This window comes from Paludisphaera mucosa, assembly GCF_029589435.1.
Taxonomy (GTDB): domain Bacteria; phylum Planctomycetota; class Planctomycetia; order Isosphaerales; family Isosphaeraceae; genus Paludisphaera; species Paludisphaera mucosa.
The window spans coordinates 2,744,293-2,762,894 of sequence record NZ_JARRAG010000002.1; the positions used below are offsets into that span (position 1 = coordinate 2,744,293).

Consider the following 18,602-nt stretch of genomic DNA (forward strand, 5'->3'; position numbering starts at 1 on the left):
GCCGAAACTCAACGCATGCGACCACCCGACCGGCTCGAGTGGAAGGCGCGAGCGATCGTCGCGCCTGGGGCGTGGGCCGTGACTTTCGGGACGATCGGCGTCGGCGTCGAGCGACTTCGCGACGCCGAGGGGGTTAACGTCACCCGGATCGAGTTGGACCTCGCCCCGGTCAGATTCGCGGTGCCGCTGTAGACGGCGTAGAAGGACTTCTGGAAGGCCTGGCAGAGGAGGCGGTCGAAGGTCGCCCGGCCGTTCTCGACCGCCTTCGTCGCGACGATCCGGCCGTTGGACTGGCGGATCGAGACGGTCCCCTCGGAGATCGGCCGGGCCGCGCCGGCGGAATCCACGAGCACCGTGAACACGACCGAGCGATGCGTCTGGGATGGGCCGGAGGGCGGGACCACGGCGTAATCCAACTTCGCCACCGCCTGATTGACCGCCACCTCCTGCACCATCACCGCCGAGGTGCTCGACCGATAGCCGTCCGTGCCGAGATAGGTCGCCGCGAGGGAATGCTCGCCGGCGGCCAGCGAGGCGACCAGGAGGCTCGCTTGCCCCCATGCCGTCGGCGTGGCGACCTGGAGGCTCGCCAGGCCCGTTCCCGACACGGGGACGACGCCGAGGAGCAAGCCGCCGTCCCAGAACTGCACCATGCCGACGAGCGATTGCGCCCCCCCGCCCGTCGCCTGAACGATCGCCGTCAAGAGGACGCCCTGCCCATACAGCGAGGCGTCGCGGGCCGAGGTCAGCGTGGTCGTCGTCGACGTCACGCCCGGGTCGACCGTCAGGCTGTAGGACTGGACGGCGTCGGGAGCGACGCCGTTGGACGCGGCCAGGGTCAGGGCGTAGACGCCGCCGGACCCCGCGGCGGGCGCGCCGGCCAGCGTGGCCGTGCCGTCGCCGTTGTCGACGAACGACAATCCCGCGGGCAGGACGCCCGTCTGGAGGACGACGGCCGACGGATATCCGTTGGTGGTCACGGTGAACGATCCCGAACGCTCGGCGACGAAGGTCGCGTGGTCTACGCTGGTGAACGTCGAGGCCTGGCCGACCGTCAGGGTGAAGGCCTGGACGGCGTCGAGAGCGACGCCGTTGGACGCGGCCAGGGTCAGGGCGTAGACGCCGCCGGACCCCGCGGCGGGCGCGCCGGCCAGCGTGGCCGTGCCGTCGCCGTTGTCGACGAACGACAATCCCGCGGGCAGGCTCCCGGTCGCGGCGAGAGCAGGGGCCGGGAAGCCGCTCGTCGCGATCGTGAACGAACTCGCCAGCCCGGCGACGAAGGTCGCGTGGTCTACGCTGGTGAACGTCGAAACCTGGCCGACCGTCAGGGTGAAGGCCTGGACGGCGTCGGGAGCGGCGCCGTTCGACGCGGCCAGGGTCAGGGCGTAGACGCCGCCGGACCCCGCGGCGGGCGCGCCGGTCAGCGTGGCCGTGCCGTCGCCGTTGTCGACGAAGGTCAGGCCCGCCGGCAGCGCGCCCGTCGCGGCGACGCCGGCGACCGGATAGCCGCTCGTGGTCACGGTGAACGAGCCGGAGCGGCCGACGACGAACGCGGCGTGGTCGGCGCTCGTGACGGCCGGGGCCTGATTGATGGTCAGGGTGAAGGTCTGGACCGCGTCGGGCGTGGCGCCGTTGGACGCGGTGAAGGTCAGTTGGTACGAGCCGCCGGCCCCCGCGGCGGGCGTCCCCTTCAAAGTGCCCGCGCCCTTGCCGTCGGCCTTGAAGGTCACGCCGTCGGGGAGCGTCCCGGACATGCTCAGTACGGCTGCGGGCGCGCCGGTCGTCAGGATCGCGAAGCTGCCGGCCCTGCCGACGAGCCACGTCGCATGACCGACGCTGGTGATGGCGGGTGCGGCCATCGCGGTGAGCGTCAGGTCGTGACCGGAGCCCCCGGCGTAACTGACGAGGAACTCGTACGAGCGTGCATCGACCCCTACGAGCGTGACGACCTCGCCGTCCGGGAGGTTGGTGAACTCCCCGACGATGGGCCCTCCAGTGTTGCGCACGATCGTCATCGTCCGGCCCGCCTCCGGCGCGAAGGGCAGGCCCAGGTTCAGCGCCAATCCGGCGGCCGTGAACCCCCTGGTCGTGAATGTGGAGCCGGCGGCCGGCACGTCGGCGGCCAGTCCGCCCGTGCCGGGGATCAACGTGACCGCGCCGCCGTGGCCGTCCAGGGCGGTCGTGGCGCCGGGCGCGAGCACGATGCCGCCGTCGCCGACGGCGGACTGGACGACGGTCGTGGCGGCCCCCGCCGTGGTGGCGATCGTGGCGCCCGTGAGCGTGACGTCGCCGGTCTGGGCGTGGTCGCCGACCACGACCTCGCCCGTCGCCAGGGTCACGATCCGCGCGAGCTCGGCGTTCGTCAGGTTGACGCCCTTGAGCTGGACGTCGCCGGCGCCCAGGCTCATGGGGCGGCCCGGCGACGACGAGCGGATCGAGGCCAGGCTCGTCGGGGCGACGTTCGTCGTCAGCCGCGCGACGACGCCGCTCGCCGTGACATAGAGGCGGCCGCCGGCGTCGAAGGCGAGGAAGGCGGGCTGGTACAGCCCGGCGGACTGGGGGACGAGCGTCGAGACGACGGCGTTGGAAGTCACCTGCAAGATCGCGCCGTCGCCGTTGGCGACGATCAGTCGACCTCCGGAGTCGAAGGCCAGTCCCTGGGGCCGGGTCAGCCCGGAGGTGGAATCGACGAAGACGCTGGCGACGCCGTCGGGCGTGACCCGGCTCACGGTATTGGCCGAGAAGTTCGAGACGTAGAGGTCGCCCGCCGCGTCGAACGCCAGGCCCGTCGCCCCGTCCAGGCCGGTCGCGAAGGTGGAAACCACGCCGTCCGGCGTCACCCTGCTCACCTTGTCGGACAGGAAGCACGCGACGTAGAGGTCGCCCGCCGCGTCGAACGCCAGGGCTCTCAGGTTCGAGAGGCCGCTGTCGGAGGAGACGAAGAGGCTGACGGTCCCGTCGGGCGTCACCTTGCTGATCGTGCCCTCCGCCGAATTCGCCACGAAGAGGACGCCGCCGGCGTCGAAGGCGAGTCCGATGGGAGCGTGCAGCCCCGCCCCGGCGGCGACGAACGCGCTGACGACGCCCGCGGGAGTGATCTTGGAGATGGTGTTGTTGCCGTAGTTCGCGACATAGAGGTTGCCGGCGGAGTCGAAGGCCTGGCCCAGAGGGGTGCTCAACCCGTCCGCCGAATGCGCCAGATCTTTCGACACGAGCGAGGATCGGGATCCGACGTCGGCAGAGGCGTCGACGTCGATGTCGGCGCCGCGCAGCGCGATGGTCGCCGCGTACACGGCGGACCCGGCGCCGATGTGCAGGGTCCCCACGCCGTCGTCGCCCGTCTCGTCGGCCTTGACGTCCGCGGCCAGGGAGAGGGCCCCCGCGCCGGTGTTGACCACGGCCCCGCCGGCCACGACCAGGCCCTCCCGGGCGGTCACGGTCAGCGCCGTGTTCGCGTCCCCCCCCTCGACGTTGCCCAGCGTCAGGGCGCCCAGCCCGTCCAGGTGGGCCGACGAGGCTCCCCGCACGGTCACGATCTGCTGGGCCGTATTCGCATTGGCGGCGAACTGGATCGGGCTTCCGGCGACCCCGATCGGGCCCGTGGTGACCAGGACGACGGCCGCGCCCGTGGTGGCGATCTCGGCCCGGTCGTCGGCCGGGTTGAGGGCGGCGATCCCGCCGGCCCCCGCCGTCAGGGTGACGCCGCCGGCGCCCCCTTGCAAGGCCGTCCCGCCGGTGTCGTCGAGGACGATCCGGCCGCCGCCGGCCGCCGACTGCACGACGGCCGCGACGGCGCCCGGCGTCGTGGCGAGGGTGGCGCCGGCGAGGACGAGGTCGCCGGTCTGCTCGGCGTCGCCGATCGTCACGACCCCCGTGGGCGAGGTGACGATGCGGGCCAGCTCGGCGTCGGTCAGGTTGACCCCCGCCACCGCGTCGTCGGCCCCGCCCAGGCTCATGGGGCGGTCGCCCAGCGACGAGCGGATCGTCACGGCCTGCGTGGCGGCGACGGCGGCGGTCGCCTTGGTGACGGTGTTGCGGGAAAAGTTGGTGATGTAAAGGGCGCCCGTCGAGTCGAAGGCCAGGGTCGCGGGGCCGTTCACCCCGGTGAGGTAAGTCGCGACGACGCCGTCCGCCGTCACCTTGCTGATTGAAGAACCGCCGAAATTCGCCACGTAGAGATCGCCGCGCGAGTCGAAGGCCAATCCCCAGGGATTGTTCAGGCCCGAGGAGACGAAGGTGCTGACGACGCCGTCCGCCGTCGCCTTGCTGATCGTGTTCCCAGACCGGCTGGAGACGTACAGGACGCCGTCGGCGTCGAACGCCAGCCCGAACGGCCCGTCGAGCCCGGCGGAACGATCGATGAACGTGCTGACGACGCCGTCGGGCGTCACCTTCAGGATCTGGTCCGAACTTTCGCCGGCGACGTACAGGTCGCCGTTCGGACCGAACGCCATGCTGAAGATGCTATTCAATCCCGTGGCCACGAAATTGGCGACCGTACCGTCCGGCGCCACCTTGCTGATGGCGCCGCTGTACCAGTTCGCAATGTATAGGGTGCCGTGGGAATCGAAGGCCAGGCCGGTGGCCTGGATCAACGACGATCCCGAGGCGAACGTGGAAACCTGCCCTGTCGGAGTGATCTTGCTGATCGAACCATCCGCGGTCGTCGAATAATTCCCGACGTAGAGGTCGCCGTCGGCGTCGAAGGCGGTCCCGAGCGGAGAGAGGAGGCCCGCGGTGGAAGGCACGAACGTCGAGACCGCCGGGCCTGCGACGGCCCGGCCCACGACGGCGGCGGCGTCGACGGCGACGTCTGCGCCGCGCAGCGTGATGTCTTGCGCGAACAAGCTCGCCCCGGCCGCCAGGCTCAACGCGCCTGCGCCGTCGTCCCCGGCGCCGTCCGCGCGGACGTCCGCAGCGACGACGAGCGCCCCTACGCCGGCGTTGACCGTGGCCCCCGCCTCGACGACGATCGCGCCGGTGGCCTGGAGCGTCACCGGCCCGCCGTCGTCGGCGATGCCGCCGCCGACCACGAGCGGGGCGTTCGTCCCCGTCGCCGAAAGGCTGAGGGGCCCGCCGGCGAACGACAGGCTCGCCCCCGCGGCGACGACGACGTCGCCGCCCACCACGGCCGTCAGGGCCGCACCGGCCCCGAAGGTCGTCGCCCCCTTGAAGCTCAGCCCGGGGGTCGCGACGCCCGACGTCGCATGGCCCAGGTCGATCGCGAAGCTGTTCGCGTAGACCTTCGAGCCGCCGTCGGCGAATTCGACGGCGTCGCCGCCGGCGGATGCCGAGTCGGAGATGTGGATGCCGGAGGTGAACGCAGCGATGCCGGCGCCCGTGACCGTGAGCGTTTTCGTACCGCCGCCGTGAACGTCGGCATCGTCCTGGCCGCTCCAGGTCTGCCCGGCGCCGAGGCTGAGCGAGTAGGAGGTGGTGTGGCTTACGACGGTCAGCTTCTCCCCCGTCCCGAGCCCCAGGTTCAGCACGGCGCCCGCCGCCCCGAAAGTGGCCGGGACGAGGCGGTCCTCCAGGAACTCGAGCCGCGGACGAGACCGACGCGCCTCCCGCTCTCCCCGTCGGGCCCGAACCCCGAGGGTGTCGCAATGGTCCGAAGCCTTCACTCGAGATCGTCGCCGGATGCCCATGGTCAATCCTCTTCTGCGTCGCGGAACGTGGTGTAGACTCGGGGATCGCTCGCTCTCGTGGCTTCAATCCGCGGCCCGGAGGGATCGACCACGATCGATCGGCGCGTCGGGCCCCGCCCCTCACAGGCCCCGGCGCAAGCGCTTCCGGGGTCCGAAGGGTCTCGTCCCGGGGTCGGCGAGATAGCACGCCCCCCCCTCCAGACACAAGGACGGCGGGCGCCGACGGGTTGCGGTCCTATAGATATTTATTTATATTTTGCGAGTTCCGTAGATCTCGAAACGTACGAAGAAGTCGGAGGATGCGAGCGGTTGGTCGGCTTCTTCCCGTCGAGACGCCGGTCACGGCCCGCTGCGACGCGACGACGGGCCCGACGCGAAGGGGACCCGGATCGGGCGACCGGCTCGCCTTCGGGAAGCCGACCGATCGGGCCGCGACGGTCGAGTCGGAAGTCGCCGCGACGAGCGGGCCGCGATTCGTCCCCAGGTCCGGTCGGCAGGACGCCCCCAGATGTCGGCTGGGGCGCATGGACCCTCGGCCGGCACGCCGGGCCGCGTCGCCACGCCGTGGGTCGGAGAAACGTCTCGATGCTCAACGTCCAGGCCGTCGAACCGGCTGCCCCACGCCTGAGAGACCTGCATTGACGCGGCGGCGCGAGGTTTGCATTTCTTCATCTTCGTGTCGGCCTCGCGTCCCCTGACTGGTGCGCGTCCCTGGGAGGTTCTATGTCGACGCAGAAGAACGAAGGGAACGGCGACGAGACGAAGAAGGTTTACTCTTTCTTGACTAGGGATCGTTTCGAGGCCGTCGCCGAGAGGACGGCGAAATTCACCAGCGGCCCGTGGGGCACGCACGTCGGATTCGGCCTGGTGGCGTTCTGGCTCGGGGCGTCGGTGGTCGTCGGCTGGGACGAGGCCTACAGCATCGTCGACGAAGTCACCACCATGAGCTCGTTCCTGCTGCTCTTCCTTCTGCAGCGGGCCCAGGCGAAGGACACGCTGGCGATGCAGGTCAAGCTCAACGAGCTGCTCGCCGCCGTCCAGAAGGCCAGCCCCACGCTCATCAACCTCGAAGACCGATCCGAGAGCGAGGTCCAGGAGATCCACGATCGCTTCCAGGAGGTCCAGGAGAAGGCGGGCGATTGCTCCTCGATCGATGAAGTCCGTAGGAACTGACCGGCCTGCGAGTTGCGTCCCCGACGGCATGCGCGGGCTCGCCGACGGCCTCAGGGGGCGATCAGGGTCGGCGGGGCGAGGAACGGGTAATCGGTGTAGCCCCGGGCGTCGCCGCCGTAGAAGGTCGCGCGGTCGTAGGGGTTGAGCGGCAGCCCGCGGCGGATGCGTTCAGGAAGGTCGGGGTTGGCGATGAAGTGGCGGCCGAAGGCGACCATGTCGGCGTCGTCCTCCTCGATGGCCGACTCGGCGTCGTCGGGCTCGAACCCGCCGGCGGCCAGCAAAGGGCCCCGGAAGACCCTGCGCAGGCGAGCCGAGGCGACCGGCTCCATGGCCTCGGCGACCAGCTCCGAGCCCTTCACACGTGGCTCGATGACGTGGAGATAGGCGAGGCCGAAGCGGTTCAGGCGGTCGGCGACGAAGGCGAAGGTGGCCTCGGGATCGCCGTCGGACATCCCGTTGAACTCGCCGGCGGGCGAAATCCGCACGCCGACGCGATCACCGCCCCAGGCCGACGCGACCGCCTCGGCGACCTCGTCCAGCAGGCGGTACCGATTCTCGACCGGGCCGCCGTAGGCGTCGGTCCGCTTGTTGGCGCCGTCTTGCAGGAACTGGTCGATCAGGTAGCCGTTGGCCGCGTGGATCTCCACGCCGTCGAATCCCGCCGCCAGCCCCCGCTCGGCGGCCCGGCGATACTCCTCGACGACGCCCGGGATCTCGTCGATCTCCAGCGCCCGAGCCGGCGAGACCGGAACCCAGCCCTTGCCCGTGAACGCGACCCCCTTGAACCGGACCGCCGACGGCGCCACCAAGGGGACTCCCCCGGTCAGGTCGGAATGCCCCACGCGGCCGACGTGCCAGAGCTGGAGGAAGATCAGCCCCCCCTTCGCGTGCACGGCGTCGACCACCTTCCGCCAGCCGGCGACCTGTTCGTCGGAGTAGACCCCGGGAGCCCCCAGGTAGCCGCGGCCGGTGATCGCCACCGTCGTCGCCTCGGAGACGATCAGGCCCCCCTGCGACGCGCGCTGGCCGTAATACTCGGCCATGAGGTCGTTGGGGACGTCGCCCGGCTGGTCGGAACGCATCCGCGTGAGCGGGGCCATCACCACGCGATGCGACAGCGTGTACGGGCCGACCTGCAGGGGCGTGAAGAGCTTCAAGGGCGTCGCGGTCATGGTGAATCCTCAGGTGTTGATGTTTCGATTCGCGATCACCGCGCCGTCCGCGACGCACCCGACCGGCCCGGCTCTCGTCGTGCATGCGCGCACCGAGAACGCCCACCCGTGTCGCCGTCGAACGAAGATCGAGGCGCTGGTCAATCCGCTCGAAGCAACGCCATCAGGTCGTCGATCTTCCTCAGCGCCCGGGCCTTCGGCTCCTCGAGGTTCTGCTCCACGCAGATCCCGGAGAAGAACGTGGAGATCAGCTCGGCGACGGCGGCCGGATCCGCCTTCGTCCCCGCCGCCCGGACGTTGAACTCCAGCAGGCCCTTCAGCCGACCGGCGTTCTCGGCGACGATCTGACGGGCCTCCGCCGGCAGGATGGCGAACTCGCGCATCGAGTTGATGGCGAAGCACCCCTTCGAACCGCCGGGACACGTCAGCCCGGCCTTCAGGAACGCCTCGATGTTCGCCCAGCCCAGCGGCTCCGCCGCCAGGATCGCCGCGCCGTTCCGGACCTCGTAGTAATGCCTCAAGCAGGCCAGAAAGAGCGCCTCCTTGCTCGGGAACTCCGAGTAGAGCCCCGACTTGTTCACGCCGGTGGCCTTCTCCAGCTCGTGGACCGCGGCGTCGGCGAACCCGCGCTCCCAGAAGACGGGGAGGGCCCGGGCCAGCACGTCCTCGCGGGTGAACTTCCTCGGCCTCCCCATCCGTCTCGGTTCCATGGTCGAATCCTAGGGATCTGAACCGATCAGTTCAATAGTCGGCCGTGGGATTTCCGTCGATGGTCCGAGGATGCGCCATCGCGCTCACTTGCGGTCGGGCTTCTCGAAGTGCTGGTAGTCGGTGGGGCTGGGGGCTTTCCAGTCGCCGGCCCAGGTCCAGCCGCGATCGACGAAGGCCCGGGTGAAGGGGTGGTCGCGGGTGAGCGTGCCGGGGGCCCTGGGATCGTACTTCGCGCCGGGGGGGAGGATTTTGGAGCCCTTGATATACGGATTCTCGGCCGTGTTGACGTCGATCGCGCGGCCGTAGCCGTGGTTCGAGATCCGGGTGCCGCCGGTGATGGGCCGGTAGTTGAACGACGAGGTGTTGTCGGCTTCCATCGACAGGTCGTCGTCCCAGAAGCCGTTCTTGCGGAACTTCGGGTGCGAGACCGGGATCGCCGAGCGGATCGGGAACTTCTCCTTGAGCGCGACGGCGAAAGCGTGGCGGATGTCCTCGACGAGGTCCTTATGTGCGACGATCTGGCCCTTGTGGACCTTGCCGTCGAACCCCTGATAGACGACGTCGAAAAGGCGCTGGGCGTCGCGGACCTCGGCCGGGCAGCCGGGGCGGAGGCCCTCGAACGCCTCGGCCTCGGTCATGGCGCTGTCGATGATGGGGTCTTCCAGGGTGCCCGTCGGGGCCTGGGCCCAGGCGGGTGCATTCACCGCCGCAAGGCCCACGGCCACGATCAAGATCCCCATGCGCCCGGAATGGCTCGTCGTTCGCACCCTCGTCCCTCCGTCGTCGGTCGGGACGTCAACGGGTTCGACGCCCGAACCGGCGCCTCGTCTTCCTCCCCGCGCGTCCCAGCTCCAGTCTAGTCGGGCGGCCGATCGCGCGGCAATTTCAGGCGCAACGAGTGGGTCGGAGCGATCCTGCGGGGCGTGCGGGTTCGACGGATTTCCGCGAATGAAGGCATCGATCGGCCGCGGTCGGCCTCGCCCTGGCGAAACCAGGTCGGGAGCCGGCGAGGGCTCGTCCGATAAAAGAACTCACGGACGTCGTCCGCGACGATCCGTCTCCGGGAAGGATTCCCTGGAGCCACGCCCGTAACCAAGGACGGCCCATGAGCGGGACTCAGCGACGCGTTATCGGAATCCTCGCGCCGGCCTGGTTGCTGCTGGCAGCCTCCATCGCCTCGGGGCAGTCGGTCGACCTGCCGGATGCGATCCCTTCGCCGCCCCGGACCCCGTTCCCGCCGCCGCCGTCGACCATGAGGCGCGACGGCCAGGCCGCGCCCGCCGAAGAGCCCCCCGTGATGAGACCGGGCGCGACGGACGCCATGGGCATCCCCGAGCCGCCCGGAATCACGACGGCGACGGACAAGAACCTGACCATCGACATCGCCCAGGCGCTCGGTTCGCAGCCGACGACCGGGCCGAAAGGCGTGCCGATCAACCTGGCCGCGGCCATGCAGCTCGCCGGCGCGACGCCGCTGGACATCGCCGCGGCCACGGCCCGCGTCGACCAGGCGCTGGCCCTGCTGCTCCAGGCCCGGGCGCTCAAGATCCCCAACATGAACGGCGGCATCGGCTATTACCGCCACGACGGCTTCAACCAGAACCTGTTCACCGGCCAGGGCTTCGAGAAGGGGACCAACGCGCTTCAGGTCGGCGGCGGGCCGACGTGGACCGTCAACGTCACCGACGCCCTCTACGCGCCCCTGGCCGCCCGCCAGGTCGTGGGCTCGCGCCGGGCCGACCTGCAGGCGGCTCGCAACGACGCCCTGCTGGCGACGGCGCAGACCTACTTCGACGTCCAGGAGACCCGCGGCCGGCTGGTCGGCGCCGAGGCCACGATCGTCCGCACCGAGCGGCTCGTCCGGTTCGCCGAAGGGCTCGCGCCCAGCCTGATCGCCCCCCTGGAAATCAACCGGGCCCGCGCCCAGCTCCAGGACGTCCGCCAGTACCGCCAGACGCTGCTCCGCGACTGGCGGACCTCCAGCGCCCGGCTCGCGGAGCGGCTGCTGCTCCCCCCCGAGACGATGCTGGCGCCGGTCGAGCCCCCCTTCCTCCGGGTCGTGCTGATCCCCCCCGAAGACATCGGCGAGGACATCGTCCGCATCGCCCTGGCGAGCCGCCCCGAGATCGCCTCGCAGCGCCAGCTTTTGCTGGCGGCCGAGCAGCAGCTCCGACGCGAAAAATGGCGTCCGCTCCTGCCCAACCTGGTGCTCGCGACCCCCGGCCAGGCCTCGGCCGGGGCCCTGCCGGCCGGCCAGTTTTACGCGGGAGTCCACGATCAGCTTCAGAACGCCGGCGGCCGGGCCGACTGGACGACCGCCGCCTACTGGCAGCTCACCAACGGCGGCGTGGGCAACATCGGGCTCATCCGCCAGCGCAAGGCCGAGGTCGGCCTCCAGCAGGTCGAGGTCGCGCGCACCTACTACCGCGTCCGCTCGGAGGTCGCGCAGGCCATGGCCCGGCTCGACACCTCCAGCCGCCGCGTGCCCGAGGCCGAGGAGGAGTTGAAGCAGGCCGTCGAGTCGGCCGACAAGAACTTCGTCGGCCTCCGCGAGACCACCCGGCCCGCCGGCGAATTGCTCAGCCTCGTCGTCCGGCCCCAGGAAGTGGTCGCCGCGCTCCAGGTGCTCAACGCCTCATTCCAGAACTACGCCTCGGCCGTCACCGAGTTCAACCGGGCGCAGTTCGACATGTACAGGGCGCTCGGCCAGCCGGCCCAGTGGGTCACGTCGCTCGACAAGCCGGTCCAGCAGATCCCCGGGCCCGCGACCGACGTGCGGCCCTCGACGATGCCCAGGCCGGCCGCGGGCCCTGCGGCCCCCTGAAAAGATTGAAGGGTTTCGGCTTGCCCTGACGCATAGGATTACGCAGTCAAACCGCAATCCACCCTTCGCGGGGCCCGGCTCCCCTCTCGCCGCGGTCTCCGAATCCGACCGCACACAATCGGCCGAGCATCCATGAATCCGATCATCTTCGCGCTGCGGCGTCCCGTGACGGTCTTGATGCTGATGCTGGCCCTCGCGATCGGGGGCCTGTACAGCCTCTATCGCATGCAGAAGGACATCTTCCCGTCGCTGAACCAGCCGGTCCTTTACGTGGTCCACAGCTACGGCGGCATGGACCCGAAGCAGATCGAGGGGCTGGTCACCAACGTCTACGAGACGTTCTTCCAGTACATCAGCGGCCTGGAGCACGTCGAGTCGCGATCGCTGCAGAGCATGGTCGTGATGAAGCTGTATTTCCAGCCCGGCACCGACATGGCCGAGGCCACCGCCAACACGGTCGCCTACTCGAACAAGGCCGTGTCGATCATGCCCGTCGGCTCGCAGCCGCCGTTCCTGATCCGGCTCGACGCCGGCAGCCTGCCGGTCGGCTACCTCGTGCTCAACAGCGAGACGAAGTCGATCGGCGAGATCCAGGACATGGCGATGTACCGGGTGCGGCCGCTGTTCGCCAGCCTGCCCGGGACGATGTCGCCGCCCCCCTTCGGCGGCAACATCCGCGCGATCGTGATCAACCTCGACCCCGACCGGCTGCGATCGTACAACCTCTCGCCGCAGGACATCGTCGACGCGATCGACCGCGGCAACTACGCCAGCCCCTCGGGCAACGTCACCATCAAGGACCAGATGACCGTCGTGCCCGCCAACACGATGGTCCTGGACCCTCAGGAGCTGGCGAAGGTCCCCCTGAAGCTGGGCCAGAACGTCTACATCCGCGACGTCGGCTCGGTCAGCGACTCGACCGACATCCCCACCGGCTACGCCCTGGTCAACGGCCGCAAGTCGGTCTACATGCCCGTCGTCAAGCGGGCCGACGCTTCGACCCTGAACGTCGTGAACGAGGTCAAGGCGAACGTCGGCCGCTTCCAGGCCGCGCTGCCGGAGGACGTCAAGATCTCCTTCGAGTTCGACGAGTCGCCGATCGTCCACCGGGCCATCGAGAGCGTCGGCGTCGAGGGCGCATTGGGAGCGGGGCTGACGGGGCTGATGGTCCTCCTGTTCCTCCGCGACATCCGCAGCGTGATCGTCGTCGTCCTGAACATCCCCCTGGCGCTGCTGGGGTCAGTAATCGTCCTGGACCTGACGGGCAACACGATCAACATCATGACGCTGGGCGGCCTGGCCCTGGCGATCGGCATCCTCGTCGACGAGGCGACCGTCGAGGTCGAGAACATCCACACGCAGATGGAGCACACGCCCTCGATCGCCCGCGCCGTGAGGCAGGGCAACCTCGAAACGGCCGTGCCGCGGCTGCTCGCCTTGCTCTGCATCCTCTCGGTGTTCATCCCGTCGTTCATCATGCAGGGGGCGGTGCGCGAGCTGTTCGTGCCGCTCTCGCTGGCGGTGGGCGCGTCGATGATCACGTCGTACCTGCTATCCAGCACGCTCGTCCCGGTGCTCAGCGTCTGGCTGCTGAGCGGCCACGAGCACGACCACGTCAAGGATCAAGAGAAGGCGGCGACCGAGACCCGCCGGGGCCTCTTCGCCCGCGTCCAGGGCGCGTTCGAGCGGGTCCTGGAATGGGCCGTCGCGCACCGGATCAAGGTGGTGACGGCCTATCTCGTCGTCACGACGGCCGTGGTCGTGCTGGTGGGCAGCCAGCTCGGCCGCGAGCTGTTCCCGCGGGTGAACGCCGGCCAGTTCCAGATGCGGGTCCGGCCCCCCGAGGGGACGAACTTCGAACTGACGCGGCAGGTCGCCGAGAAGAGCCTGGACGTCATCGCCGAGGAGGCCGGCCCGGAGAACGTGGCGATCACGATGGGCTACGTCGGCGCGATCCCGCCCCAGTTCACCGTGAATCTCGCCTACCAGTGGAGCCGAGGGCCCGACGACAGCATGCTCCGCGTCGGCCTCAAGTCCGGCAGCGGGATCGACGTCTTCGAGCTTCAGGAGCGTCTGAGGAAGTCGCTCCCCGAGAAGATCGCCCCCTGGTTCCGCGACGAGCTGAAGCGGCTGGGCGTGGCCGACGACCTGGCCGAGGATCGGGCCTCGCGGCTGGTCTTCGCATTCGAGCCCGGCGACCTGATCTCCGAGACGATGAGCCTGGGCTCGCCCGCGCCCATCGAGGTCGTCGTCACGGGCCGCGACCTGTCGCAGACCGCCGCGTTCATGGACAAGATCTACGAGAAGCTGGAAGCGATCCCCACGCTCCGCGACCTGCAGATCCAGCAGACGCTGCACTACCCGACCGTCCAGGTCGCCGTCGACCGCGAGCGTGCCGGCCTCAGCGGGATCACGGCCCACGACATCGGCGACTCGCTCATCGCCGCGACCTATTCCAGCCGCTACACCTCGCGGAACTACTGGCGCGACGACGTCTCCGGGACCTCGTACCAGGTCCAGGTCCAGGTCCCGCCGATCAAGATGACCGAGGCCACCGACGTGGCCCTCATCCCCATGACCACCAGGTCCGCGGGGGGGACGCGGCCGCAGCCCGCCCAGGTCGTCGCCTCCAACCCCGAGCCCCCCCTGCTCCTCCGCGACGTCGCCACCGTCATGCGCGGCAACATGCCCGGCGAGATCGACCGCTACAACATGAGGCGCTACCTGAGCGTCACCGCCAACGTCGAGGGCGAGGACCTGGGCCGGGCCATCGGCCGCGTCGAGGCGGCGATCAAGGCCGTCGGCAAGCCGCCGCGGGGCGTCGAGATCGACATGCGGGGCCAGGTCAAGCCGATGCAGCAGATGTTCACGAGCTTGCAGATCGGCCTGGGGGTCGCGGTCCTCGTCATCCTGATCATGCTCACCGCCTACTTCCAGTCGTTCCTGCTGGCGCTCACGGCCGTGGCCTCGGTGCCGGCGGTCCTGATGGGGGTGGTCCTGGCCCTCTACGCGACGAACACCACGCTCAACATCGAGTCGTTCATGGGCGCGATCATGGCCGTCGGCGTGGCCGTCTCGAACGCGATCCTGCTCGTGAGCTTCGCGGACCGCCACCGCCGCGAGGAGCACATGGAGCCGGCCCTGGCCGCCGAGACCGCCGCGAAGGGACGTCTCCGGCCGATCCTCATGACGAGCTGCGCCATGATCTCGGGCATGATCCCGATGTCGCTCGGGCTCGAGGAGGGGAGCGAGCAGAACGCCCCGCTGGGCCGTGCGGTCATGGGGGGCATGGCGATGTCGACGTTCGCCGCGCTCCTGGTCATCCCCTCGGTCTTCACGCTGCTCATGGCCTGGGCCCGCAAGGAATCGCCGTCCCTCGACCCCGACGATCCCGAGAGCCCGCACTACTCCCCCGAGCCTCCGCAGCACCACGCCGGCCACGCCGCGACGACCTCCGCAAACGGCGGAGTCGCGAGCGTGAACGGTCGCGGCGGCGGCGACCATCCCCAGCCCGACGGTGACGGACGTCCGAGCGAACAACCCCAGAAGGAGCCCCCCCATGTCCATTCCAGCTAGTCCGAGCGGCCGGCGACGGGCCGCGCTGTTCGCCGCGGCCGGGGCGCTGCTCGTCGGCCCGCCCGGCTGCTCGCGCCGCGAGGCGACCGCGCCGAACGCGGGGCCGAAACGACCCGACGCCGTCGACGCGCAGACGATCCGCGTCCAGCGTCGCGACATCCAGATGCAGGTGATCCAGCCGGGGACGATCCAGGCGTTCGAGGCGACGCCGATTTACGCTCGCATCAATGGATACGTCGACAAGTACAGCGTGAACATCGGCGACCGCGTGAAGCTCGGCGACGTGCTGCTCACGATGTGGATCCCCGACCTCGTCGAGACGGTGAACCAGAAGATCGCGGCCGTGGATCGGGCCCAGGTCCAGATCCGCGTCACCGAGAGCGCCCTCCGGTCCGCCCAGGCGACGCTGGAGAACGCCGAGGCGCACATCACCTCGTCGCGGGCGGTCGTCAAGCGGTCGCAGGCGGCGTACTCGCGTTGGGAATCGGAATACAACCGGCTCAACCAGCTCGTCGCCAATCAGGTCCTGAACAGCCAGGTCCGCGACGAGACCTACCGCCAGTTCGAAGAGGCCGCCGCCACCCGCGACGAGTCCGACGCCATGGTCAACGAGGCCATCGCCAGCCGCGACAAGGCCAAGGCCGACCTCGAGCGGGCGAAGGTCGACGTCGAGGCCGCCAAGGCCGACCTGGCCGTCGCCGAGGCCGACCGCCGCCAGGCGCAGGTGCTGGTCGACTACGGCCGGATCAAGGCGTCGTACGACGGCGTGATCACCCAACGCAACGTCAGCCCCGGCGACTACCTGCAGGCCGGCGGCGGGACCGGCGGCCGGCCCCTGTTCGTCCTGGAGCAGACCGACCCCGTCCGCGTCTTCGTCGGCGTGCCCGAGCTGGCCGCCAGCTTCATCAAGGACGGCGACACGGCCCTCGTGCGCATCCAGGCCATCGCGGGCGCGATGCGGAGCGGCAAGATCGTCCGCTCGGCCTTCTCGCTCAACCCTTCGAGCCGCACGCTCCAGACCGAGATCGACATCCCCAACCAGGACGGCCACCTGCGCCCCGGCATGTACGTGACCGTCGTCGTCACCATCGACCGCAAGCAGGTGCTCTCGGTGCCCTCGGGAGCGCTCATCCACACGGGCGGACAGAACTACGCGCTCGACATGAGCATCAACGAGAAGGTCGTCCGCATCCCGGTCCTGATCGGCCCGTCGAGCGACCAGTACACCGAAATCCTCCGCAAGCGGCCGCCCGGCGCGCCTCCCGAAGGCTGGGTCCCCCTCGACGGCGAGGAGCAGGTCGTCGTCGACGCGACCCAGTCGGGCATGGACAAGGCCGCGGGCCCCAATTGAGCGACGCGGGCCCGGCGCGCGGAAAGGCCCCCCGGATCGCCAGGGATCCGGGGGGCCTTCGCATTCGTCGCGGGACGCGAGGGCGGGCCCTCGCGAAGCGGATGGATGGATCAGAGCGAGTCGGCGCTGACGACCTCGCCGCCGTTGCGGGAGCCGATCGCCCACCAGGCCGGCCGTGAGATCGAGTCCTTGATGAACTTGACCGAGCCGTCCGCCATGGTGACGTTCACGCCGCCGGGGTGGTTGCTGCTCGGCGGGGCCGTGCCGTAGTAGTCGACGCCCCACGTGTTGCCGTCCCAGATCTGGCCGCTGACGCACGTCCGGCCGTTGGGCGTCATGACGTGGTTGTAGACGGCGTAGTTGACGTACCAGGGGAAGGCCTGGAACCAGTCGCCGCGGGCTCCGCCCCACCCCACGGTGGTCGGGGGCACGGCCATGCAGGCGGCGATGTTGGCGTTGACGCCGTCGGCCGTCGCCGCCGTGCTCGTCATGCCCGAGCCCTTGCCGTCGAAGTGGACGCGCTTCGACCGTGCGCCCGAGCCGGCGGTGACCGCGCCGGCGTTGTTGACGCCGGTGAGGACCTCGCTGAAGAGGGCCGTGTTGCTCGTGCCGTCGGTGATCGAGCCGATCTTCATCGTGACCGAGCCGGGGTAGTCGGTGTTCGCGGTCGGCGTGTACGTGCCGCTGAACGCCAGGAGCTGGTGCGGGCCGCCGACGTTGCCGACGTAGTTGCACAGGGTCACCTGCCGCTCCGACGAGTCGGACGGGCAGAGGAACGACGAGACCTGCGTGTTGAACACGGTGGTGTTCATCGCGTACAGGTTGCAGCCGCCGCTGTTGCACTGCACCGCGCCGACGTTGTAGGCGTTGAACAGGACGCCCTGCTCGATGAACTGGAGGAGGCTGAGGTGGCCGCTCGGGCCCCATCCCCAGTTGTCCAGCGGCGAGGGATACATGCAGCTCGGCACGAACGCGCCGTACGAGCTCTCGTAGTTGTGCATGGCCAGGCCGAACTGCTTGAGGTTGTTCGTGCACTGGGCGCGGCGGGCGGCCTCGCGGGCCGACTGCACGGCCGGCAGCAGCAAGGCGATGAGGACGGCGATGATGGCGATGACCACCAGCAGCTCGATCAGCGTGAACCCGCGGGACGTTCGTTTCGACATAGACCGGTTTCCTCGCATGTTGTTATGAGCGGAATCATCAGATACAAATCCGACACGGGATGTGATCGGCCGGCTCAGCGGCCGGGGAGGATGGGGGCGCCGCCGCCCTTGAATCCCTTGGGCGGCTTAGCCTTCTCGAGGGCCTCGGCCGTCGGCTTCCCGCTCGCGTCGACCGAGGACGCGGGCGGCGGGCCGGTGGGGGGGGAGTCGCATCCCGAGGACGCGACGACGAGGGCGAAACCCATCAAGGCCATGCAGACGCGACCGGTCATCGACTTCTCCTGTTGTGGGGCAAGGTGGCGGCGCGCCGACGGCCCGGGTCGGGGGGCCCGGCCCGCGTCGACGAAGTGCCTGTGCAAGGTGCATACGAGCCCACCCGCCGGCGATGACGCGTCGACACCGCGACGTCGTCGGCGTCGATCGGCGCCCCGGTCGGGTGACGCTTCGAATGCTTTGACAGGGAACGGACGGCAGCTTAGCAAGTGCCATTCCATAATAATATCGTTTGGATCAGCGATTGTCACGTTTGCCAATGCGTGCGAGCGATCCTCGGCGCACCGCGATCGCGTCGCCCGGCGTCCACCGCCGCGTCCGGGCGGCATGCGCCCCGCGCGGCCCGGCCGCCCGTCACACGATATCCTTAAGACTTATTATCGATGCGATTCATTGAGGTTGCGGCGCGCCACGGGCGAAACGTGCGGCCGGGTCTCGAATCTCGGACTCAGACCTTGAAAGAATTAGGATGTCTCGATGCGCCGATCTCGTGAAGCGAGGTGGGACGGGGCGGATCGCACGGGAGGCCTTCGAACGATTCGCGCCTGAAAATCGCGGCGATTCGCCGACGAGGCTGCCGACGTTGCCGGCGCTTGTTCGGTTCTTAGGCAGGTCGGCCTAGGATCGCGGCGGTGGCACGTACAAAGCCGCCCGCTCGTCGTGACATGCAATCCTTCGAAATGAGCCGACCCCTCCCGGTCGCGAGGGACG

At 69.7% G+C, this 18,602-nt stretch carries 10 protein-coding genes; 4 read left to right on the forward strand and 6 right to left on the reverse strand.

Features of this window, described 5'->3' with window-relative positions; genetic code table 11:
* Positions 1–8 precede the first annotated feature (8 nt).
* Entirely contained in the window at positions 9–5,489 is a 5,481-nt protein-coding gene (locus PZE19_RS20160; RefSeq protein ID WP_277862396.1) for a virginiamycin B lyase family protein, read from the reverse strand.
* Between the two features lie 882 nt (positions 5,490–6,371).
* On the opposite strand from PZE19_RS20160, the gene PZE19_RS20165 reads away from it, so the two are divergent.
* Positions 6,372–6,821 (forward strand): low affinity iron permease family protein, encoded by a 450-nt coding sequence (locus PZE19_RS20165; protein ID WP_277862397.1) that lies wholly within the window; start codon positions 6,372–6,374, stop codon positions 6,819–6,821.
* 50 nt (positions 6,822–6,871) lie between these two features.
* On the opposite strand, the gene PZE19_RS20170 is transcribed toward PZE19_RS20165, so the two are convergent.
* The 3 genes from PZE19_RS20170 to PZE19_RS20180 form a co-directional block, all read right to left on the reverse strand.
* The gene (locus tag PZE19_RS20170; protein ID WP_277862398.1) at positions 6,872–7,993 is read right to left on the reverse strand and encodes an alkene reductase; all 1,122 of its coding nucleotides are present in this window, start codon (positions 7,991–7,993) and stop codon (positions 6,872–6,874) included.
* Positions 7,994–8,133: 140 nt separating this feature from the next.
* Positions 8,134–8,703, reverse strand: a complete 570-nt coding sequence (locus tag PZE19_RS20175; protein WP_277862399.1) for a TetR/AcrR family transcriptional regulator — start codon at positions 8,701–8,703, stop codon at positions 8,134–8,136.
* Positions 8,704–8,787: 84 nt separating this feature from the next.
* Positions 8,788–9,444, reverse strand: a complete 657-nt coding sequence (locus PZE19_RS20180; RefSeq protein WP_277862400.1) for a M15 family metallopeptidase — start codon at positions 9,442–9,444, stop codon at positions 8,788–8,790.
* Positions 9,445–9,809: 365 nt separating this feature from the next.
* Between PZE19_RS20180 and PZE19_RS20185 the strand changes: the two genes are divergently transcribed.
* The 3 genes from PZE19_RS20185 to PZE19_RS20195 all read left to right on the forward strand — a co-directional run bounded on the left by PZE19_RS20185 (position 9,810) and on the right by PZE19_RS20195 (position 16,455).
* Complete coding sequence (locus PZE19_RS20185) at positions 9,810–11,528, forward strand: TolC family protein (protein WP_277862401.1); 1,719 nt, start codon at positions 9,810–9,812, stop codon at positions 11,526–11,528.
* Between the two features lie 132 nt (positions 11,529–11,660).
* A complete protein-coding gene (locus PZE19_RS20190) occupies positions 11,661–15,104 on the forward strand; it encodes an efflux RND transporter permease subunit (protein ID WP_277862402.1) in 3,444 nt (1,147 codons plus the stop codon).
* Positions 15,088–16,455: an efflux RND transporter periplasmic adaptor subunit gene (locus tag PZE19_RS20195; RefSeq protein WP_277862403.1), complete on the forward strand. Its 1,368-nt coding sequence runs from the start codon at positions 15,088–15,090 to the stop codon at positions 16,453–16,455. Before PZE19_RS20190 ends, PZE19_RS20195 begins: the two co-directional genes overlap by 17 nt.
* Positions 16,456–16,565: 110 nt before the next feature.
* Here PZE19_RS20195 and PZE19_RS20200 read toward each other — a convergent pair whose 3' ends face one another.
* Together PZE19_RS20200 and PZE19_RS20205 are read right to left on the reverse strand one after the other, a co-directional pair.
* Positions 16,566–17,618, reverse strand: a complete 1,053-nt coding sequence (locus PZE19_RS20200) for a DUF1559 domain-containing protein (RefSeq protein WP_277862404.1) — start codon at positions 17,616–17,618, stop codon at positions 16,566–16,568.
* 74 nt (positions 17,619–17,692) lie between these two features.
* Entirely contained in the window at positions 17,693–17,890 is a 198-nt protein-coding gene (locus PZE19_RS20205; RefSeq protein WP_277862405.1) for a hypothetical protein, read from the reverse strand.
* Between the last annotated feature and the right edge of the window lie 712 nt (positions 17,891–18,602).